The organism is Pseudophaeobacter sp. C1-32P7, assembly GCF_041008775.1.
In the GTDB taxonomy this organism is placed as follows: Bacteria; Pseudomonadota; Alphaproteobacteria; order Rhodobacterales; family Rhodobacteraceae; genus Phycobacter; species Phycobacter gallaeciensis_A.
The window spans coordinates 146377-166228 of the sequence record NZ_JAXGFR010000004.1 but is presented as its reverse complement, the minus strand read 5'-3'; the positions used below and the strand labels follow the sequence as shown (position 1 = coordinate 166228).

At 62.6% G+C, this 19852-nt stretch carries 18 protein-coding genes; 12 read left to right on the top strand and 6 right to left on the bottom strand.

From position 1 onward, the window contains the following. Positions 1-9 precede the first annotated feature (9 nt). The 5 genes from SM763_RS07530 to SM763_RS07510 all read right to left on the bottom strand — a co-directional run bounded on the left by SM763_RS07530 (position 10) and on the right by SM763_RS07510 (position 6091). Positions 10-1122, bottom strand: coding sequence for an ABC transporter ATP-binding protein (locus SM763_RS07530; RefSeq protein WP_065271600.1), 1113 nt, complete (start codon positions 1120-1122; stop codon positions 10-12). A gap of 151 nt (positions 1123-1273) precedes the next feature. Next, on the bottom strand, positions 1274-2398 hold the full coding sequence (locus tag SM763_RS07525; RefSeq protein ID WP_065271601.1) for an extracellular solute-binding protein: 1125 nt from the start codon (positions 2396-2398) through the stop codon (positions 1274-1276). A gap of 290 nt (positions 2399-2688) precedes the next feature. Next, the gene (locus SM763_RS07520) at positions 2689-3540 is read right to left on the bottom strand and encodes a DMT family transporter (protein WP_065271602.1); all 852 of its coding nucleotides are present in this window, start codon (positions 3538-3540) and stop codon (positions 2689-2691) included. 58 nt (positions 3541-3598) lie between these two features. Then, the gene (locus SM763_RS07515; RefSeq protein WP_368998141.1) at positions 3599-5275 is read right to left on the bottom strand and encodes a Na/Pi cotransporter family protein; all 1677 of its coding nucleotides are present in this window, start codon (positions 5273-5275) and stop codon (positions 3599-3601) included. Between the two features lie 15 nt (positions 5276-5290). Then, a complete protein-coding gene (locus tag SM763_RS07510) occupies positions 5291-6091 on the bottom strand; it encodes a DeoR/GlpR family DNA-binding transcription regulator (RefSeq protein ID WP_368998140.1) in 801 nt (266 codons plus the stop codon). 187 nt (positions 6092-6278) lie between these two features. Here SM763_RS07510 and SM763_RS07505 point away from each other — a divergent pair, with 187 nt between their 5' ends. Continuing rightward, the gene (locus SM763_RS07505) at positions 6279-7829 is read left to right on the top strand and encodes a sulfatase-like hydrolase/transferase (protein WP_368998139.1); all 1551 of its coding nucleotides are present in this window, start codon (positions 6279-6281) and stop codon (positions 7827-7829) included. Between the two features lie 93 nt (positions 7830-7922). Beyond that, positions 7923-9179 (top strand): glycerate kinase type-2 family protein, encoded by a 1257-nt coding sequence (locus SM763_RS07500; protein ID WP_368998138.1) that lies wholly within the window; start codon positions 7923-7925, stop codon positions 9177-9179. 27 nt (positions 9180-9206) lie between these two features. Here SM763_RS07500 and hpaR read toward each other — a convergent pair whose 3' ends face one another. Further along, complete coding sequence (gene hpaR, locus SM763_RS07495; RefSeq protein WP_065271606.1) at positions 9207-9641, bottom strand: homoprotocatechuate degradation operon regulator HpaR; 435 nt, start codon at positions 9639-9641, stop codon at positions 9207-9209. 119 nt (positions 9642-9760) lie between these two features. Between hpaR and SM763_RS07490 the strand changes: the two genes are divergently transcribed. The 10 genes from SM763_RS07490 (at position 9761) to SM763_RS07445 (ending at position 19851) form a co-directional block, all read left to right on the top strand. Then, entirely contained in the window at positions 9761-10153 is a 393-nt protein-coding gene (locus SM763_RS07490; RefSeq protein ID WP_274835542.1) for a 5-carboxymethyl-2-hydroxymuconate isomerase, read from the top strand. After that, complete coding sequence (hpaE, locus tag SM763_RS07485; RefSeq protein ID WP_368998137.1) at positions 10153-11661, top strand: 5-carboxymethyl-2-hydroxymuconate semialdehyde dehydrogenase; 1509 nt, start codon at positions 10153-10155, stop codon at positions 11659-11661. The genes SM763_RS07490 and hpaE overlap by 1 nt, the downstream gene beginning before the upstream one ends. Before the next feature lie 42 nt (positions 11662-11703). Further along, positions 11704-12555 (top strand): 3,4-dihydroxyphenylacetate 2,3-dioxygenase, encoded by an 852-nt coding sequence (gene hpaD, locus SM763_RS07480; RefSeq protein ID WP_274838228.1) that lies wholly within the window; start codon positions 11704-11706, stop codon positions 12553-12555. A gap of 25 nt (positions 12556-12580) precedes the next feature. Further along, positions 12581-13561 carry a 3,4-dihydroxyphenylacetate 2,3-dioxygenase gene (gene hpaD / locus SM763_RS07475; protein WP_368998136.1) on the top strand — a complete coding sequence of 327 codons (981 nt, stop codon included), beginning with the start codon at positions 12581-12583 and terminating at the stop codon, positions 13559-13561. Positions 13562-13660: 99 nt separating this feature from the next. Further along, positions 13661-15085, top strand: a complete 1425-nt coding sequence (locus SM763_RS07470) for a pyridoxal phosphate-dependent decarboxylase family protein (protein WP_368998135.1) — start codon at positions 13661-13663, stop codon at positions 15083-15085. Continuing rightward, complete coding sequence (locus SM763_RS07465) at positions 15085-15942, top strand: fumarylacetoacetate hydrolase family protein (protein WP_368998134.1); 858 nt, start codon at positions 15085-15087, stop codon at positions 15940-15942. The genes SM763_RS07470 and SM763_RS07465 overlap by 1 nt, the downstream gene beginning before the upstream one ends. Then, the gene (hpaH, locus tag SM763_RS07460) at positions 15939-16739 is read left to right on the top strand and encodes a 2-oxo-hept-4-ene-1,7-dioate hydratase (protein ID WP_368998133.1); all 801 of its coding nucleotides are present in this window, start codon (positions 15939-15941) and stop codon (positions 16737-16739) included. The genes SM763_RS07465 and hpaH overlap by 4 nt, the downstream gene beginning before the upstream one ends. Before the next feature lie 43 nt (positions 16740-16782). Further along, entirely contained in the window at positions 16783-17553 is a 771-nt protein-coding gene (locus SM763_RS07455; protein WP_368998132.1) for an HpcH/HpaI aldolase family protein, read from the top strand. A gap of 209 nt (positions 17554-17762) precedes the next feature. Beyond that, a complete protein-coding gene (locus tag SM763_RS07450) occupies positions 17763-18938 on the top strand; it encodes a substrate-binding domain-containing protein (protein WP_274830357.1) in 1176 nt (391 codons plus the stop codon). Between the two features lie 133 nt (positions 18939-19071). Then, positions 19072-19851, top strand: coding sequence for an ABC transporter ATP-binding protein (locus SM763_RS07445; RefSeq protein WP_368998131.1), 780 nt, complete (start codon positions 19072-19074; stop codon positions 19849-19851). Position 19852: the final 1 nt, after the last annotated feature.

Sequence of the window (19852 nt, the reverse complement as noted above, 5' to 3'; positions counted from 1 at the left end):
GATCGCCTCCTATTCCGTGGCCAGTTCGCCAGCAGGCAAAGCCACGGCGTTCTGGACATCATATTGCAGGGTCATTGCCTCGCCCTTGTGGCTGTCAAAGGACTGGCCAAGGTTGGGCAGGGAGACCTTTAACTCCTTGCCGCCGTCGCCTTCCATGAAGATGTTGAAGACGTTGCCTTCGAATTCCTCGTTGGTGACGGTGGCGGTGACAAAGTGATCGCCAGAGGCGCCCGCAGGCGCGAGGGCAAAGGCTTCGGGGCGGATGAACAGCATGGCATCGTCACCCGGCTGCATCTTGCCGTGATTGGCGGTGGAGATGCGGGCCAGCAGATCGCCGGATCGGTTGGTGCTGATCAGGGCCGTCTCGCCCGAGACCTGTTTCACCTTGCCGCGAAAGACATTGTTTTCTCCGACAAAGGAGGCGGCAAAGGCAGTGGCGGGGTCGTTGTAAACCGATTTCCCATCGCCGATCTGGTCGATGACGCCAGCGCGCATCACGGCGATATTGTCGGACATGGTCAGGGCCTCGCCCTGATCGTGGGTGATGTAGATGAAGGTGATGCCGACCCGCTTCTGGATCTCGCGCAGCTCGGTGCGCATGTGCTGGCGCAGTTTCAGGTCCAGCGCCGACAGCGGTTCATCGAGCAACAGAACGTCCGGCTCGGCGCACAGGGCGCGGGCAATGGCAACCCGCTGGCGCTGGCCGCCGGACAGTTCCGAGGGCAGCTTATCCCCCTGCCCCGGCAGCGCGATCATGTCCAATAGCTCATCGGCCCGTTTGCGACGCTCGCGGGCAGAGGCGCCCTTGATCTCCATGGAGAAGGTGATGTTTTCCCAGACCTTCATCAGCGGAAACAGCGCCAGGTTCTGAAAGATCAGCGCGGTGGGGCGTTTGTTGGGGCCGATCCCCTTCATGTCCTTGCCACCGATCAGCACCCGGCCATCGCTGGGCTCCAAGAAGCCCGAAACCGCCCGCAGAATGGTGGTCTTGCCGCATCCCGACGGCCCGAGGAAGGAGAAGAAATCGCCCCCGTTGATGTTCACATTCGCGTCGCGGACCGCGACGAAATCCCCAAATCGGATCCAGAGGTTCTCAAGATCTACACCGACCCCAGCACTCATATGGCCTCTCCTCAGATTGCACCCCTCCGGTCCGGTGGCAGACCACCGGTCGGCGCAGGATGCACCCGTTCAATTGTCATTGCGTCTTGCGCCATCTGGCGCGCGGCTGGCCCCCCGGATGCACCGGAAGGCCAGTTTTATCAGGCGCGGATCAGGCGCTCTTGAACTTGTTGACGAACTCGGTGCGCACGTCGGCGTACCAGGGCGCCTCGGCCGGCCAGGGGTTGAGATTGGCCAGACTGTCGCCGGGATAGGCTTCGGCGAAGTTCTTCTTGTAGGTGTCGCCCGAGTAGGCATCTGCGCCCAGAACCGGCGAGTTGTAACCATGGCTGTCGATGGCCACGCCTGCGGGCTCCTTGCGGTAGGCGAACTCGATGAAGGCATAGATCTGTTCGATGTTCTGCGCGCCAACCGGCATCGACATGCCATCGACCCATGCCATCGCACCTTCGACCGGCGCCTGGTAATGCACCGGTTCGCCCGCGGATTTCAGCGCCAACGGCGGGCCATCCCAGGTCTGACCAACCACGACGCCTTCGTTCAGCAGACCGTTCTTCTGGGTATCGGCATCGTTCCAGATCAGCTTGATCCGGTCCTTGCGCGCCACACACCAGTCGGTGATCTGGCCCCAGACCTTGCGCATGGTCTCTTCGTCTTCGTAGGCGGCCCAGACAGAACCCGGCTCCATCTCACCCGAAGCTTCCATGTACAGACCGGCGCCCAGCATCATCGAGTGTGCACGGCCCATGGTCTTGCCGGCGTTCTCTTCGCTCCAGACATCGCCATAGGAGGGCGCATCGCCCGCAGGCAGCCATTTGTCGGTACGGTAAGCGATACCTTCGGTGCCCCAGATATGCGGCAGCCAGTGCGAGCCCTTGCCGCCAAAGTTCCAGGCGTCGGTACCGATCTTGGCCATCGCCGGGTTCACCGCGTCGATGTTCACCTTGCTCATGTCAAAAGGTTGCAGCAACTCCAGCGGGCCCCACTGCAGCGAGCGGTTGTTGGTGGGCGAGACGATATCAAAGCCCTGCCCCTTGGTCGCCTTCATCTTGTTGATGATTTCCTCGTTCGAGCCGATACCGGTGTAATTCACCTTGATACCGGTTTCCGCCTCAAAGGCTTCGAGGAAGGAAGGCGGCAGATAATCCGACCACATCAGAATGTTGACTTCACCCGAAGAGGCCAGCGCGCTCTTGGAATAAAGCGGTGCGGCCAGCGCGGCTGCGCCTGCTGTCTTCAGCACGGAACGCCGGGTGACGGTGTGTTTTGCAGTCATTGTTTGGATACTCCCTATTGGATTATTGGTCGTGTTTTTATTTTCGTTGTCTCAAGTAACAAAAGCTTGCGGTTGGCCTGTCTCAGTCGACAGTGACAGTTTCAAAAATTGATAAGGCCAGAATGTCGCAGCGCGACGCCCAAATGGGTCCAGATTCGCCCCAAAGCCCCTGTTTATCTTGATCTTAATGCGCCGCATTGGAAATGTGGCCGCTAACACTTTGCGCGCCGCCCGGCGTTGCGTCAACGCCCATGCCCGAAGATTGAGCAGTCGGCGCGGCTTGATGCCCATCACAAAGACGTTCCGATCAGTGCAACGCCCCCCGCCATCAGAACAGCCGCTCCCAGACGGCGGATCCAGTTGCCCTCTTTCAGGAAAACGAATCCGATCAGCGCCGCAAAGATGACCGAGGTTTCACGCAGCGCCGAGACCGCCCCGAGGGGGGCGAAATTCTTGGCATAAAGAACCAGACCATAGGCTGTCATCGACACCAGACCGCCGCCGATCCCGATGATCCAGGTGCGCGGGCGCAGGGCTGCCAGAGTGTTCCGCTTGCGCAGCCCGATGAAACCGGCAACGAAGAGATGCAGAAAGGCGCCCCAGGCCCAGTAGCTGAGCGTATTGCCAGACAGGCGCACCCCCAGACCATCGGTCAGCGAATAGGCCGAAATACAAAACCCGGTACCAACGGCATAGCCAAGCGCCGCCCGGCCCACGCCGCTTTCGACACCCGAGCGCAGCGCCTGCCAGCTGCTGAGCTGGATGCCCAGGGCGATCAGCGCAATACCGCCCCAGGCCTGCAGCGGCAGCACCTCCCCAGCAAAGATCATCGCCCAAAGCGCCACCAGCGCCGGAACAATGCCCCGGGCGATGGGATAGACGACGCTCAGATCACCATGGGCATAGGCCCGCCCAAGCATGTAGAAATAGCCAAAATGTATCAGCGTGGAGGCCAGCACGTAGGGCATGCTTTCCGGCGCGGGCAAGGGCAGGAGCACCACCATCGCCGCGCCGGGGATCACATGGCCCAGCGCCACCAGCCCGAGCATTGTGGTGCGGTCGGCGGCGGTTTTTACAATTGCGTTCCAGACCGCGTGCAGCATGGCGGCAGACAGGATGATAGATACGACGAATAGGGTCACGGCCGCAGGGCACCTTTCATGACAGGAGAGTTCAGGGCATTTCCGGCGGCGATCACTGTCAGCCCGCCGGTTCCGGTGTCATGTCCTCGATCAGACGCGTCTCCAGCAGCTGCCCGTTGCGATAGAGCACCGGATAGGACACCGCCGCGATATGACTGTTGAACTCCCGCAGCGCCCGCAACGTCTCCAGATGGATGTCCGAGGATTCAAAACTATCAGCCACCCCGCGTTGCAGGCGCTTCAGGTGCCGTTTGCGGCTGTCGCGTTCCATCCGCTTGACCTCTGTCTTTTCCAGGTTGAGCAGCCGCGCGCTTTCCAGATCGTCCGAGATCAGCACGTTCGAAGCCAGCCGCAGATTGGCCATGATGGCTTCGTGCATGCGGGTGATTTCGCTCCAACCGTCGCTGGAGAACCGTAGGCCCTTACGGTTCAGATCCCCGGCCAGCGCTGCCAGCCGCGCGGCAGCAACATCCCCGGCTGTTTCCAGACGGATCGCGTATTCGACCATCTCCCGTGCGGTTTTCAGCTCGGCCCGGTCAAAGCTGTCCTCGGGGATGCCCGCCACATAGGAACGGATCCCGGACAGGCAGGCGTTGACCTCATGATCGAGCGCCTGAACTGCCTTGATCTGCGCAGCGTCACCACTGCGGTAAAGTTCGGGCAGCGGGCGGAACATCGACTCGATCAGGCCAGACATGCGCAGCAACTCGCGCTTGAGGTCGGCCACCGCCTGTGCCGGGGAAGCATAATCGCCCGGCACCAAGGCGCTGACCGGACGGCCCGGCACCACATCTTCGGGTGCGGCAGGTTCAGGCAGCAGCCGGATCATCAAGCCCTGCATGGGACGGCACAGCGGCAAGGCCACGCAGAGGAGTGATGCGTTGAAGGCGAGATGCGCATATACCAGCGTCTGCCCGCCCTGCAGATCGCCCAACATCCCCTCGCGCAGGGCTTCGTTGGCGGCCACAAGGCAGATCACCGCCCAGCTGCCGCGCAGCCCGAGATTGGCAAAGGGGATCCGCCGGGCCTTGATCGCCATGCCCCGGCTCAGCCAGATCGGAATGAAGGCCGAGCCGAAGTTCGCCCCCAGCACCAGCGACAGACCGGCGGCGAAGGGCAGCGCTCCGATCTGCACCAGCGTGACGCACATCAGGATGGCCGCGACCGAAGAATGCATCACGAATGCCAGCGCCCCGCCCACAAGGAAGGCAGTGATGTAATCGCGCGCCAGATAGCCCGCGATGGCAGGCAGAAAGGCGCTGTCGCGGATCGGGTCCATCGCCTCGCGCAGGAAACGCAGAGAGATCAAGATAAAGGCAACCCCCAGCAGGATCCGCCCCAACTGGCGGGGTTTCTTGGCTTCAGTCTTCACGAACAGGTAGCCACCGATGGCCAGCAAAACCGGCACCAGCCAATCCAGCCGGAACGACAGGATCTGAATGATCAGCGCCGAGCCGAGATCGCCGCCCAGCACGATGGCCAGACCCGCCGGAAAGGCGAGATAACCACTGGCGGCAAATCCCGTCACGAGGAGCGCCACCGCAGCCGAGCTTTGCAGCACCAGCGCCAAACCGATCCCGGACAGCCCGGCCTGCACCTGACTGTCGGCGCCGGTCAGCAGCCGCTGAAAAGAAGCGCCATAGCTGCGCTCGATGCCGGTGCGCACCATGCGCACGGCAAACAACAGCAGCATCGTCGCCCCGGCCAGGCTGATCAGAAAGGTCAGTATCGCCATGTCTGTCTTCGTACCTCAGTCTTCTTTTTCATTATCTGCCTGCTCAGCGATGACGGCGCTGATCCCCCAGTCCGCTAGCGCCTTTGTCAATTTCTTCCCCGGCGGCAGGTCGGTCACGAGAAGGTCCAGTTCCTCCGGCGCAGGGCCGCGATGGGGGGCCGTCTTGCCGAATTTGGGATGCGCCAACACCACGATCACCCGCTCAGCACCCTCTGCGGCCACCTGAACCAGCCGTGCCTCGGGGGCGTTCTGGTACAGAACTCCGTGTTTGGCCGATAGGGCATCCGCCGACAGAACCGCCACATCGAACGCGAACCGACCGGCCTGCTGTTCTGTCACCGGTCCGAAGGTGCCCCGTTCATCGCCCTGCATTTCGCCGCCCAGAACATGCACCCGGTTGCCATTGTGGTTCGACAGGACCTGCGCCACGCCGATGGAATTGGTCACCACCGTCAGCCCCACCTTCTGCCGCAACGCCTCCGCCACAAAGGCAGTGGTGGATCCGACATCCAGAAACACCGTCATGCCATCACCGATCTCCGCAGCCGCGGCCTCGGCGATGCGGAGCTTTTCCTCCGGGTTTTCACCGATGCGGCGAAAAAAACTGGCGCCTGCCTGCGCGCCTGTCAGATGCGCCCCGCCATGCACCCGTCCGATCAACCCCGCCTTGGCCAGCGTCTTGATCGTGCGACGCACGGTTTCTTCCGACACATCCAGCACCCGCGCCAGTTCAGCATTACGCCCCGATCCGCCCAGATGGCGCAGGGCGTCCATCAGTTCGGCTTCGCGGCGTGATAAAGTCGGAGCTGTCGGCATGCTGGTCGGCCTCAATACCCAAGATGGAGCGCGTTTTAGACCTCAAAATGGCCAAAACCACAAGTTAAATCCACACAATTCCACAAATACCGGTCAATAATCACATTATTGTGTGGTGCAGAAAAGGCTTTCCAAACCCCGAAGGGCGGGATTATCTGGCAAAAGACAGCCTGAAAAGAGACGCGCCATGGCCCAACCGGATCAACCCCGGAAGAATGTTCTGTTCATCCTCATCGACCAGCTGCGGGCCGATTGCCTGACCGGCGCCCTGGCCGAGCATGTGGAACTGCCGAACCTGCGCACCTTCATGGAAACCGCCGTCACCTTCGAGCGCAATTACACAGTGGTGAACCCCTGCGGCCCTTCGCGCGCCTCGATCCTGACCGGGCAATACGCGATGAACCACCGCTCGGTCCGCAATGGCACGCCGCTGCGCCACGATGCGCCGACGCTGGCCGGAGAAATGCGCAAGGCAGGCTATCTGCCGATGCTGTTCGGCTATACCGACACCTCCCGCGATCCTCGGGTGCATCACCCGAACGACCCGGCGGTACAGACCTATGAATACCACATGGCCGATTTCCACGAGATGTTGGAGATGCGGCTCGAAATGTCCTACCCGTGGCGCTCCCACCTGATGAACAAGGGCTACACCTTCGAGGACTACTGGGATCTCTACAAACCCATTTCGCCCACTGGCGGCGCGCCCCGCCTCAACGATCCGGCGCCCTACCGGGCCGAAGACAGCGACACCGCCTTTCTAACCGATCGGTTCCTGGCCACCCTGCCCGCCTATGGCGATCAAAGCTGGTTCGCGCATCTGACCTATATCCGTCCGCACCCGCCGCTGGTGGCGCCTGCGCCCTATAACGATATGTACGATCCCGCCGCGCTGCCCCTGCCCAACCGGCTGGCCAATGCGGCGGCCGAGCGCGCCTTGCATCCGTTTTTCGGCCCGGCCATCGACGCGGTGACGCCCGCCTCGACCGTGCTGGGCTTTCCCGATCTGGGCGCCGATGACGACGTGGTACAGACACTGCGCGCGATCTACCTGGGGCTGGCAAGCGAGGTGGATGCCCATATCGGACGGGTCCTGCAGTTCCTGAAGGACAGCGGCCAGGAGGACAACACTCTTGTCATCATTAGCGCCGATCATGGCGAGATGCTGGGAGACCGGCACAGTTGGGGCAAGTTCTCGGTCTATGACGCAGCCTACCAGACGCCGCTGATCGTGCGCCTACCGGGCAATGGCGCGCGCGCTGGGAGCAGGGTGCCGGAGATCACCGAGTCGATCGACCTGACCCCCACCATTCTGGACTGGGTCGGACAGGAGATCCCGAATGCGATGGACGGCACCTCCCTGTTGCCGCTGCTGCGGGGTGAGGCACCCACGGACTGGCGCCGTTACTCCTATTCCGAACTGGACTACGCAGACCCCGCCACCACCGGCGCAGGCGCCTTTGGCATCCGGCCATCGGAGGCCTCTCTCGCGATCCTGCGCGATGAGCGGTTCACCCTGGTCGAGTTCGCAGCCGACCTGCCGCCCATCCTGTTTGATCACCAGGGCGCAGGGGAAATGGAAAATGTCGCCGAGGATCCCGCCCTGCAGGCAGATCTGGCGCGGCTGACCCGCACCATGCTGCGCCACCGGATGAGAAACGCCGACCACACGTTATCGCTGCACGAGATCACCACCAACGGGCCGCGCGCGCACCGGCGCCAGCGCCCCGGCGGTTGACGCTGCCCGCATCTATCGGGCAGAAGATTTTGCGAATTTAGCGATAACATCCCGGTGCCGCCCGGATGCCGCGATCTGACAGGGATGATGCCCATGACCGACCTCCGTGACACCGCCCTGGAACTGTTCTCTGCCGCCGTGGAACGCGCCGATCCAGCGCTCGCCCTACGCCGTCAGATTACCACGCATCCGCTGCCGCCCTGCCCCGAGGGCGGGCGCACCCTGATCCTCGCCGTGGGCAAGGCCGCTATCCCGATGATGCGCGAGGCGCTGGAGCATATTCCGCAGCCCCGGGCGGCGCTTGTGGTGACCAACCCGGAAAACATCTGCGATCTGCCCGGGGCGCGCGTGCTGGCGGGCAGCCATCCCGTCCCGGATGAGGCCAGCGCCGCAGCGGGTCGCTCGGTGATCGACTTTCTTGCAGGCACCACCCCACAGGATCGGGTGATTGCCCTCATGTCGGGCGGCGGTTCCGCCCTGATGGTGGCGCCTGCACCGGGTCTGACCCTCGCGGACAAGGCAGAGGTCGGGCGTCTGCTGCTCGCCTCGGGGCTTGAGATCAACGAGATGAACCTGGTCCGCCAGCAGCTGTCAGACCTGAAGGGCGGCGGGCTGCTCCGCCATGCGGCTCCGGCTCCGGTGACGGCCTATCTGCTGTCGGATGTCATCGGCGACGACCTGCGCGCCATCGCCTCGGGGCCGACGGTGTCCCCCATCGGCACCCGGAGTGACGCTCGCGCGGTGCTGGAGCGGGCGGACATCTGGGAGGATTGCCCCGCAGCGGTGAGGGCACATCTGTCAGCCCCCGAAACACCCACCAGCCTGCCAGTGGCCGAGAATATCCTGATCGGATCGAACCGGCATAGTCTGGCCGCCATGAAACAGGCGGCAGAGGGATGGCAGGCAGAGATCGTCAGCGACCATCTGACCGGAGATGTGGCAGAGGCTGCCGAAACCGTGATCGAGGCGGCGCTTAAAGCCGCAACAGATAGGCCCGTCGCGCTGATCTTTGGCGGGGAAACCACAGTGCGGCTGGCCGGTGACGGCCTGGGCGGGCGCAACCAAGAACTCGCGCTGTGGGTGGCGCAGCTGGGCGCCGCGCAGCTCTCTGGCAACTGGCTGTTCCTCTCGGGCGGCACCGATGGGCGCGATGGCCCGACCGATGCAGCAGGCGGACTTGTCGGACCCGGCACCTGGCAGGCCATCCGGAACGCCGGGCAGGACCCCGAGGCGCTTCTGGCCAATAACGACAGCTACGCCGCGCTCAAATCCGCAGATGCATTGCTGATGACCGGCGGCACAGGCACCAATGTCGCCGATGTCCAGGTCTTCCTGCGCCTGCCCGATTAAGCCTCGGCCCAAAGGCCTAACGACGCCCTAGAGGTCGATCTTGTCCAGATCGTTCAGCAAGTCGAGCAGTGCCTCATAACGCTCCTCACCCATTTTGTTCCGGGTCCGGGCGGCCAGTTCCATGCTGGCACCGATATTGTCATCGATGATCTGCTCTCCTGCTGCGGTGATCGTGATCACCTGACGGCGCCGGTCGCTCTCGTCGCGGCTGCGGCTGATCAGCTGTTTTTCCTCAAGCTTTTGCAGAATGCGGGTCAGGCTAGGCAGCAGCAGGCAGGCCTCTTCCGAAATCTGGGTCGGGTCTGTAGGCCCGCTTTCCTGCACCACGCGCAGCACCCGCCACTGCTGTTCAGTGAGGTTCACGTCGCTCAGGAGCGCTCGAATCGGGCCCATGACCCGCTCACGCGCCCGCAACAAGGCAATCGGCAGCGAACGGTCGGTGGATGGCAGTGCTTTTGTCATGTGCGTTTATCACCTCAAAATCAGGCAAAACGCAATTGGAATGGACGATATCCCGCACAGTTGACCACCGGCGTGGATTTTGTTACACATGTTAATGATCTAGGGAGGAGCACGGATCAATGCCCCATATCACGGTGGACTATTCCCCGAATGTCGCAGGCTATGCGGATATTGCCGGTCTGTGCAACCGGCTGCGCCTTGCGGCGGCGGACACCGGTGTGCTGCCCCTGGCCGGGATCCGGGTGCGCGCCTTTGCCGCGACCCATGTCTCGATTGCCGATGGCGATCCGCAGCACGGGTATGTGGACATTGCAGTCCGCCTGCGCGGCGGCCGCGATCTGGACACCCGTAAACGCGCCACGGCTGAAATCTTCGAGGCTGCACGGCACTATCTGGAGCCCGCGATGCAGGCCCACTCTCTCGCGCTGTCGTTCGAGATGCGCGACATCGACCCCGATCTTTCCCCCAAATGCGGCACCATCCGCGACCATATGAAGAAGGCAAAGCAGTGATGAGCGATCTGGCCAGCAATATCGAGAAACTCAGCGGCTTTCTGGCGCGATTCAAGGACACCGGCATCCAGAACCGCATTGCCGGGCAGGATATCGCCGGATCCGGCGGTGTGTTCCAGTCGACCTCCCCGGTGGACAAGAGCGTGATCTGCGATGTGGCGCGCGGCTCTGAGGCGGACGTGGACCAAGCCGCTGCCGCAGCCAAGGCAGCCTTTCCGGCCTGGCGCGACATGCCCGCCACCGAGCGGCGCAAGATCCTCTTGCGCATTGCCGATGCGATCGAGGCCCGCGCCGAGGAAATCGCCCTGTGTGAGTGCTGGGACACCGGCCAGGCCCTGCGGTTCATGTCCAAGGCCGCCCTGCGCGGGGCTGAGAACTTTCGCTATTTCGCCGATCAGGTGGTGCAGGCCCGCGATGGCCAGCACCTGAAATCTCCCACCCTGATGAATATCACCACCCGCGTGCCCATCGGCCCGGTCGGGGTGATCACGCCGTGGAACACGCCCTTCATGCTGTCCACATGGAAGATCGCGCCTGCCTTGGCGGCGGGCTGCACCGTGGTTCACAAACCGGCCGAGGATTCGCCCCTGACCGCGCGCCTGCTGGTCGAAATCGCCGAAGAGGCAGGCCTGCCGCCGGGTGTCCTCAACACCGTCAATGGCTATGGCGAAGACGCGGGCAAGCGCCTGACCGAACATCCCGATATCAAGGCCATCGCCTTTGTCGGCGAAAGCCGCACCGGGAGCCTCATCACCAAGCAGGGTGCCGATACGCTGAAGCGGGTGCATCTGGAGCTGGGAGGCAAGAACCCGGTCATCGTCTTTGACGACGCCGATCTGGACCGCGCGCTGGATGCGGTGATCTTCATGATCTATTCGATCAATGGCGAACGCTGCACCTCTTCGTCGCGCCTTCTGGTGCAGGACAGCATCCGCGCCGAATTCGAGGCCAAGCTGGTGGAGCGCGTCAATCGCATCAAGGTGGGCCATCCGCTCGACCCCACCACCGAAATCGGTCCGCTGATCAGCAAGGAGCATTTCGACAAGGTGACCTCCTATTTCGACATCGCTCGCGCAGATGGCGCTACCGTCGCCGCCGGTGGTGAGACGGTGGGTGACGAGGGCTATTTCGTACGCCCCACACTGTTCACCGGCGCCGACAACCAGATGCGCATCGCGCGCGAGGAGATCTTTGGCCCGGTGCTGACCTCAATCCCCTTCAACACCGAGGAAGAGGCGCTCGAGATCGCCAATGACACGCCCTACGGGCTGACCGGCTATGTCTGGACCAACGATCTGACGCGCGCGCTGCGTTTTACCGACCGGCTTGAAGCTGGGATGATCTGGGTGAACAGCGAAAACGTGCGCCACCTGCCCACCCCCTTTGGCGGGGTCAAGGCCTCCGGCATCGGCCGCGACGGCGGCGACTGGAGCTTTGAGTTCTACATGGAGCAGAAGCACATCGGTTTCGCCACCGGCCAGCACAAGATCGCGCGCCTCGGCGCCTGATCACCCTTTCGGAAACGCGCGCAACCTTTCGGGAGGAGACCCATGGGAGAGATCGTTCTTGCCGCCAAGATGACCCACGTGCCCACCATGCTCATGTCCGAGCAGGAGGGCCCCATCAAAGGCACCCGCCAGCCCGCCATCGACGGGCACTATGAGATCGCCCGCCGGGCCAAGGCGCTTGGCGCCGATACCGTGGTGATCTGCGACACCCATTGGGTGATCAACGCGGGCTTTCACATCAACGCCAACAAACGCTTCGAGGGGCTTTTTACCTCGAACGAGTTCCCGCAGTTCATCCAAGATCTGCCTTACGGCTATGACGGCAACCCGGAGCTGGGTGATGCCATCGCGAAAGAAGCCTCGGACCGGGGCGCCTATACGCTGGCGCATCATCTGGACAGTCTGGAACTGGAATACGGAACCCTGGTGCCGATGCGCTTCATGAGCCGGGAGCACGACATGAAGGTCGTCTCCGTCGCGGCCTGGGCCACGGTACATGGCCATGACGAAAGCCGTATCGTCGGCGAAGCCATCCGCGCCGCCGTTGAAGCCTCAAACAGCAAGGTGTTGCTGGTTGCCTCCGGGTCCTTGTCCCACAAGATCTGGGCCAACAAGGACTACGCCGCCAACAATGGCACCTTCACCATCAGCTCGGAGTTCAACCGACAGATGGACCTGCATGTGCTGGAGATGTGGAAGAACGGCGATCACGCGACCTTCCTGAAAATGCTGAGCGAATATGCACAATTCTGCTGCGGCGAAGGCTCGATGCATGACACGGCGATGCTGTATGGCGCGCTGGGATGGGATGCCTATGATGGCAAATGCGAAGTGGTGACGCCCTACTTCCCCAGCTCCGGCACCGGCCAGACAAACGTGATTTTCCCGGTCTGAGTACCGGATCAGCAAGGAGGCACAGATGCCCGTTCCCGCCCCCGTTCTATACCCGCCCTTCAACATCGTCCGCCTCAGCCATGTGGAATATGCGGTGACGGATCTGGCCGCCAGCCGCGCCTTTTACGTGGACACGCTGGGCCTTCAGGTGACGCATGAGGACGAAAACCGCATCTATCTGCGCGCGATGGAGGAACGCGGCCACCACTGCATCGTTCTGGTGCAGGCCGACACGCCGTCGGTAGCCGTTCTGGGGTTCAAGCTGTTTGACGAGCCGGATCTGGACAAGGCTGCGGATTTCTTTGCCGCCAAGGGGCTGCCTGTGGAATGGGTGGAGCGCCCGCATATGGGCCGCACACTGCGCACCCGCGATCCTTGGGGCATCCCGCTGGAGTTCTACGTCAAGATGGATCGGCTGGAGCCGATCCACCAGAAATACAGGCTCTATAATGGGGTAAAACCGCTCCGCATCGACCATTTCAACATGTTCTCGGCCGATGTGGATGCCAGCGTTGCCTTCTACAACGAGATCGGATTCCGCGTCACCGAATACACCGAAGATGACGACAGCGGGAAGGTCTGGGCCGCCTGGATGCACCGCAAGGGCGGCGTGCATGACGTGGCCTTTACCAACGGGCTGGGACCGCGCCTGCATCACACCGCCTTTTGGGTGCCGAACCCGCTGGCCATCATCGACCTACTCGACCTGATGGCGACCACCGGTTACGTGGACAATATCGAGCGTGGCCCCGGACGGCACGGGATCTCCAATGCGTTTTTCCTCTATGTGCGCGACCCGGACGGGCACCGGATCGAGATCTATTGCTCGGATTACCAGACTTGCGATCCCGACCTTGAACCGATCAAATGGTCGCTCACGGATCCGCAGCGCCAGACCCTTTGGGGGGCGCCAGCGCCGCGCAGCTGGTTCGAGGAAGGGTCAAGTTTTGAAGGGGTAGAGCCACAGCCCAGCGCCCTGACCGCGCAGCCGATCATTGCACCGTAGAACAACATCACGACAGCGACTGAACCTTGAGGAGGCGAGAAGCGCCTTCCCAAGGTCAGGCGCGGTCCGGGCCAAGGCCCGTACATTGGAGCTTAACTTATGAAATGGGATGAATTCTCAGACTGGGGCCGCAAGGTCGCCGACTGGGCACAGGACTATCACCTGACCGTGGGCGAGAAACCCGTGCGCGCCCGCACCGAGCCGGGCGAAGTGCTGAACGCTCTGCCCAGCCGCCCGCCCGAGGCTGGGATCGGCATGGAAAAAATCTTTGCCGACTTCGAAGAGATCGTGATGCCCGGCATCACCCATTGGCAGCACCCGCGCTTCTTTGCCTATTTCACCTCAAATGCCGCCGCACCCTCGGTGCTGGCCGAATTCCTGGTCTCGGCCATCGCACCGCAATGCATGCTCTGGCAGACCTCACCGGCGGCGACCGAGATGGAAACCCGGATGATGGATTGGCTGCGCCAGGCGCTGGATCTGCCAGAGCCGTATCAAGGCGTCATTCAGGACAGCGCCTCTTCGGCCACTCTGGCAGCGGTGCTGACCATGCGGGAAAAGGCGCTGAACTGGAAAGGCAACGAAGAAGGCCTGTTCGGCCAGAAGCCTCTGCGTGTCTATTGCTCTTCCGAAGTGCATACCTCGATCGACCGCGCGATTTGGGTCGCGGGCATCGGCCAGCAGAACCTGGTGCGGGTGCCGATCAAGGGTGATTGGCGTGGAATGGATCCCGTAGCGCTGGAGGCGGCAATCGAGGCTGATATCGCAGCTGGTTTGCAGCCCGCAGGGGTGATCCTCTGCGTCGGCGGCACCGGCACCGGCGCCACCGATCCCGTGGACAAGGTGATGGATGTGGCCGAGAAATATGGCCTTTACACTCATGTGGACGCGGCCTGGGCCGGGTCGGCGATGATCTGCCCCGAGTATCGCCACTACTGGCCCGGCATTGATCGCGCCGACAGCATCGTCTTCAACCCGCATAAATGGCTTGGCGCACAGTTCGATTGCTCGGCCCATTTCCTCAAGAACCCCGACGATCTGGTGCAAACGCTGGCGATCAGCCCCGAGTATCTGAAGACCCACGGCAAGGACGGCATCATCAACTATTCCGAATGGTCAGTTCCACTCGGCCGCCGCTTCCGGGCGCTGAAGATCTGGTTCCTCATTCGCACCTATGGGTTGGAAGGGCTGCGCAACCGCCTGCGCAACCACGTCAACTGGTCGGTGCAACTGCATGACAAGCTCGCCGCGACACCGGATTTCGAGATCGTGACCCCGCCCATGTGGTCGCTCTGGACCTTCCGCTATGCCCCCGAAGGCGCCACGGATCTGGATGCGCTGAACCTGGCGCTGGTCAATGCGATCAACGATGACGGGCGAATTTACCTGACGCAGACCCGCGTCGATGGCGATCTGGTGATCCGCTTCCAGGCGGGTCAGTTTGAAACCACGGAAGGCGACGTGATGATGGCCCATGATGTCATCACCGAAATCGCCGCCAGCCTGACAGAAGGAGCCGATTGATGCGATTTGCCACCTATAGCGCCAATGGCGAGACTTATTACGGCGCTGTCACGGACGAGGGCATGGCCGCCCTGTCGCCCGGGTTCCCCCATTGGCCGACCCTGCGCGATGTGATTGCAGCGGATGGGCTGCATGATCTGGCAGTGGCTGCCAAAGGTCACCCGGTGACCCACCCGAATGGCACATTCACCTACCAGATCCCGGTCCCCAACCCGGAGAAAATTATTTGCGTCGGGGTGAACTTCCCTGACCGCAATGCCGAATACAAGGACGGCCAGGAAGCGCCGCCGAACATGTCGCTGTTCATCCGCTTCCCGCGCTCTTTCAGCGGGCAAGGCCAGCCGCTGATCCGTCCGCCGGAAACACCGCAGCTGGACTATGAAGGCGAGATCGCGATTGTCATCGGCAAGGGTGGGCGCCGCATCAAGGCCGAGGATGCCTTTGACCACATCGCCGCCGTGACCCTTTGCAACGAGGGCACCCTGCGCGACTGGGTGCGCCATGCGAAATTCAACGTGACGCAAGGCAAGAACTGGGACAATTCCGGCGCCATGGGGCCGTGGCTGGTGCCGTTCACCTCCGCCGCGCAACTGGATGATGTGCGTCTCACAACCCACGTGAATGGAGAGCTGCGCCAGGACGACCGTACCAGCCGGATGCTGTTCCCGATCCGCCGCCAGATCGAATATATCTCGACCTTCACCACGCTGGTGCCCGGCGATGTCATCGTGACCGGTACCCCCACCGGGGCCGGCGCGCGGTTCGATCCGCCCCGCTTCCTGAAACCCGGTGACGAGATCAAGGTCGAGGCCGAAGGCATCGGCACGCTCACCAACACGGTCGAGGACGAAGCATGACCCCGGATCAGCACAATGAGGCCGCCGCGCGCCTGCTGACAGCCGAAGAAACCGGCCAGCAATGCGGGCTCTTGTCCCTCGCCTATCCCGGCATGACGCTGGAGGATGCCTATGCGGTGCAAAAGGCGCTGGTGGCGCAAAAGCTGGCGCAGGGGCGTAAGAAAATCGGCTGGAAGATCGGCCTCACCAGCCGCGCCATGCAGCAGGCGCTGAACATCACCACCCCCGACAGCGGCGTACTGCTGGATGATATGGCTTTCGACAGCGGCAGCACCGTGCCCGCCGGGCGGTTCATCCAGCCGCGGGTCGAGGCAGAGATCGCCTTTGTCATGAAGGCGCCGCTCGCGGGTGCCGATTGCACGCGCGAGAATGTCATCGCCGCCACCGACTATGTGGCACCTTCGCTCGAGATCCTCGACACCCGCATCCTGCGCGCCGACCCCAACACCGGGCAGGCCCGTGTCATCACCGATACCATCAGCGACAATGCCGCCAATGCAGGCATTGTCATGGGCGAGGCACGCCACGCCATCGACGCCCAGGACCTGCGCTGGGTCGGTGCCATCGTCACCCGCGACGGCACGGTCGAGGAAACCGGCCTAGGCGCCGGGGTGCTGAACGATCCCGTCACATCCGTCCTGTGGCTGGCCCGCCGCATGGCGGAATATGGACAACAGATCGAAGCCGGGGATATCGTCCTCTCGGGGTCGTTCATCCGGCCCATCGAATGCCCGCCGGGCAGCGAGATCACCGCCGATTTTGGCCCCTTTGGCCAAGTCGCCATTTCATTCGCCTGACCGCCCCTACCTGACCGCCCCAATTTGACCAAAGAGGTTTTCCATGCCCGCACCCAAGAACAGCTTCAAACAGGCCCTCGCCGACGGCAAACGCCAGATCGGCTGCTGGATGAGCTTTGCCGAACCCTCCGTGGCCGAGATCATGGGCACCTGCGGCTTTGACTGGCTGGTGGTGGATGGCGAACACGCGCCCAACGACATCCGCTCGATCCGGGACCAGCTGATGGCGCTTGAAGCCTCAGACAGCCATCCGGTGGTGCGCGTCCCGATTGGCGAAACTTGGATCATCAAACAGGTGTTGGATGCGGGCGCCCAGACCGTTCTGGTGCCCATCGTCGAAAGCGCCGAACAGGCCGAGGAATTGGTGCGCGCTTGCAAGTACCCGCCCCATGGCACACGCGGTGTCGGCGCTGCAGGGGCGCGGGCCAGCCGGTTCGGATCGGTCAGCGAATACATCCAGACCGCAGATCAGGAGATCTGCCTGCTGGTGCAGGTGGAAAACCGCGCTGGGATCGCCGCGCTGGATGACATCCTACAGGTCGAAGGCATCGACGGTGTCTTTATCGGCCCGGCAGATCTGTCAACCGACATGGGCCACCAGGGCAATGCCGCCCATCCCGAGGTGCGCGCGGTGATCGCGGGTGCGCTGGAACATATCCGCGCTGCAGGCAAGGCGCCCGGCATCCTTGGCGTCACCGAAGAGGCGACACAGGCCTATTTCGACATGGGCGCACAGTTCCTTGCGGTGGGTCTGGATGTGCTGATCCTGGCCCAGAGCGCCCGCAAGCTGGCCGCCGACTGGAAGGCGCGCTAAGCCTCGATTGCCTCCCTGTCAGCCCCATCGGCGCAGAGGTTTTTCATACGCAGGCCCGCAGTGGTTTCCCCGCTGCGGGCCTGCTACGTATTTCCCTGCAATTGACCGGTTTTACCTTCCGCCAGTAGCCTGCAATCACAGGAGCGAGAGCGCGCCAGGACCAAGGGAACACCCCGAAAGAGACCGGCGCGACATCAGGGAGGACAACTATGAAACGCGCTATTCTTGCGGGTATGGTGTCGGCGCTTGCCTTGGCTTCGGCCGCAGCAGCAGACATCAAGATCGCCCATATCTACGGCAAAACCGGCCCTTATGAGGCCTATGCCAAACAATCCCATGACGGGCTGATGCTGGGGCTGGAATACGCCACCGGCGGCACCATGGAGATCAACGGCGAAAAGATCGTCGTGATCGAGAAGGACACCCAGTTGAAGCCGGAAAACGGCAAGGCCCTCCTGGAAGAGGCCTATGGCGATGACGAGGTCGATCTGGCCATCGGTCCGGTCAGCTCGGGCGTGGCATTGGCCATGCTGCCGGTTGCCGAGGAATACGAAAAGCTGTTGATCGTGGAACCTGCCGTGGCCGACAGCATCACTGGCGCCAACTGGAACCGCTATATCTTCCGCACCGGGCGCAACTCGTCGCAGGACGCGGTCTCCAACGCCATCGCACTGGCCGGTGAAGACACCCATATCGCCACGCTGGCGCAGGACTATGCCTTTGGCCGCGATGGCATCGCCGCCTTCAAGGAAGCGCTGGAAAGCGTCGGCAGCGACGTTGCGCACGAAGAATACGTGCCCACCGACACCACCGACTTCACTGCAGCCGCCGAGCGGATCTTCAACGCGATGAAGGATCTGGACGGCAAGAAGAAGCTGTTCGTGATCTGGGCCGGTGGCGGCAACCCGATGAGCAAGATCAACGCCATGGACCCCAGCCGGTTCGGCATTGAAATGGCAACGGGCGGCAACATTCTGGCGGCGATGAAGGCCTACAAGGAATTCCCCGGCATGGAAGGCGCAACCTACTACTACTATGAGATCCCGCAGAACCCGGTGAACGACTGGCTGGTGAAAGAGCACGAAGCCCGCTTTGGCGCGCCGCCGGATTTCTTCACCGCAGGTGGCATGACCGCCGGTATCGCCGCAGTCGAGGCCATCAAGAAGGCCGGTTCGACCGACACCGAAGAGCTGATCACCGCGATGGAAGGCATGGAATGGGAAACCCCCAAGGGCACCATGATGTTCCGCGCCGAAGATCACCAGGCTCTGCAGCCCATGTATCACTTCAAGATCAAGGTCGAAGACGGCGTTGAATGGGCGGTCCCGGAACTGGTGCGCGAGCTGGGCATCGACGAGCTGCCGATCCCGATCCGCAACCAGTAATCCCTTCAGAACCGGCGGCCCGGGGTGTCATGCTCCGGGCCGCCTTTTGTCCGGCCTGGCCATCCATGGCCCATTTCCGCAGCCCCGGCGCCCGTTGTTTCAGGCCCCCGGCGCGGGCAGACCAGAGACTGACATGACTTCCTCTCCCATACTGAGTACCCGTGATCTGACGGTCCGATTTGGCGGCCACGTCGCTGTCGATGCGGTGACCTGCGATTTCTATCCCGGGCAGCTGACCGCGATTGTCGGCCCCAACGGCGCGGGCAAGACGACCTATTTCAACCTGATTTCGGGCCAGATCTCCGCCAGCGCCGGGCGCGTCTTTCTGCATGACCGCGATATCAGCGGCCAGTCGGTCTCTGCCCGCACCCGCGCCGGGATCGGCCGAGCCTTTCAGCTGACCAACCTGTTTCCCAACCTGTCGGTTCTGGAAAACGTGCGTCTGGTGGTGCAAGCCAAATCGGGGCGCAGCTTCAACCTTTGGTCTATGGTCTCGCGCCACGGCGATCTGACCGCCGAGGCCGAGGCGATACTGCAGCGCGTGCGCCTGCTGGAGCAGCGCGAACAGGTGGTGTCAGAGCTGTCCCACGGCAATCAGCGTAAACTGGAAGTCGCCCTGCTGATCGCGCTCGATCCCGCTGTCTATATGTTCGATGAGCCCACCGCAGGGATGAGTGTTGATGAGGCTCCGGTGGTGCTGGACCTGATCGAGGAACTGAAAGACCAGAGGAACCGCACGATCCTGCTGGTCGAACACAAGATGGACGTGATCCGCACCCTCGCCGACCGCATCATCGTTTTGCACAACGGCGCCCTCGCCGCTGATGGTCCCCCGGCCGAGGTCATGGCCTCGGATGTGGTGCAGGAGGCCTATATGGGCCGGGGCCTCGAAGGAGTACTGGCCGATGTCTGAT

Bases quoted from the DNA above. Each gene is read 5' to 3' on its own strand.
- SM763_RS07450 (WP_274830357.1), top strand. From the start codon at position 17,763: ATGAAACGCGCTATTCTTGCGGGTATGGTGTCGGCGCTTGCCTTGGCT.
- hpaE (WP_368998137.1), top strand. From the start codon at position 10,153: ATGAGCGATCTGGCCAGCAATATCGAGAAACTCAGCGGCTTTCTGGCG.
- SM763_RS07500 (WP_368998138.1), top strand. From the start codon at position 7,923: ATGACCGACCTCCGTGACACCGCCCTGGAACTGTTCTCTGCCGCCGTG.
- SM763_RS07490 (WP_274835542.1), top strand. From the start codon at position 9,761: ATGCCCCATATCACGGTGGACTATTCCCCGAATGTCGCAGGCTATGCG.
- SM763_RS07515 (WP_368998141.1), bottom strand. From the start codon at position 5,275: ATGGCGATACTGACCTTTCTGATCAGCCTGGCCGGGGCGACGATGCTG.
- hpaD (WP_274838228.1), top strand. From the start codon at position 11,704: ATGGGAGAGATCGTTCTTGCCGCCAAGATGACCCACGTGCCCACCATG.
- hpaD (WP_368998136.1), top strand. From the start codon at position 12,581: ATGCCCGTTCCCGCCCCCGTTCTATACCCGCCCTTCAACATCGTCCGC.
- SM763_RS07465 (WP_368998134.1), top strand. From the start codon at position 15,085: ATGCGATTTGCCACCTATAGCGCCAATGGCGAGACTTATTACGGCGCT.
- hpaH (WP_368998133.1), top strand. From the start codon at position 15,939: ATGACCCCGGATCAGCACAATGAGGCCGCCGCGCGCCTGCTGACAGCC.
- SM763_RS07530 (WP_065271600.1), bottom strand. From the start codon at position 1,122: ATGAGTGCTGGGGTCGGTGTAGATCTTGAGAACCTCTGGATCCGATTT.
- hpaR (WP_065271606.1), bottom strand. From the start codon at position 9,641: ATGACAAAAGCACTGCCATCCACCGACCGTTCGCTGCCGATTGCCTTG.
- SM763_RS07510 (WP_368998140.1), bottom strand. From the start codon at position 6,091: ATGCCGACAGCTCCGACTTTATCACGCCGCGAAGCCGAACTGATGGAC.
- SM763_RS07470 (WP_368998135.1), top strand. From the start codon at position 13,661: ATGAAATGGGATGAATTCTCAGACTGGGGCCGCAAGGTCGCCGACTGG.
- SM763_RS07525 (WP_065271601.1), bottom strand. From the start codon at position 2,398: ATGACTGCAAAACACACCGTCACCCGGCGTTCCGTGCTGAAGACAGCA.
- SM763_RS07455 (WP_368998132.1), top strand. From the start codon at position 16,783: ATGCCCGCACCCAAGAACAGCTTCAAACAGGCCCTCGCCGACGGCAAA.
- SM763_RS07445 (WP_368998131.1), top strand. From the start codon at position 19,072: ATGACTTCCTCTCCCATACTGAGTACCCGTGATCTGACGGTCCGATTT.
- SM763_RS07505 (WP_368998139.1), top strand. From the start codon at position 6,279: ATGGCCCAACCGGATCAACCCCGGAAGAATGTTCTGTTCATCCTCATC.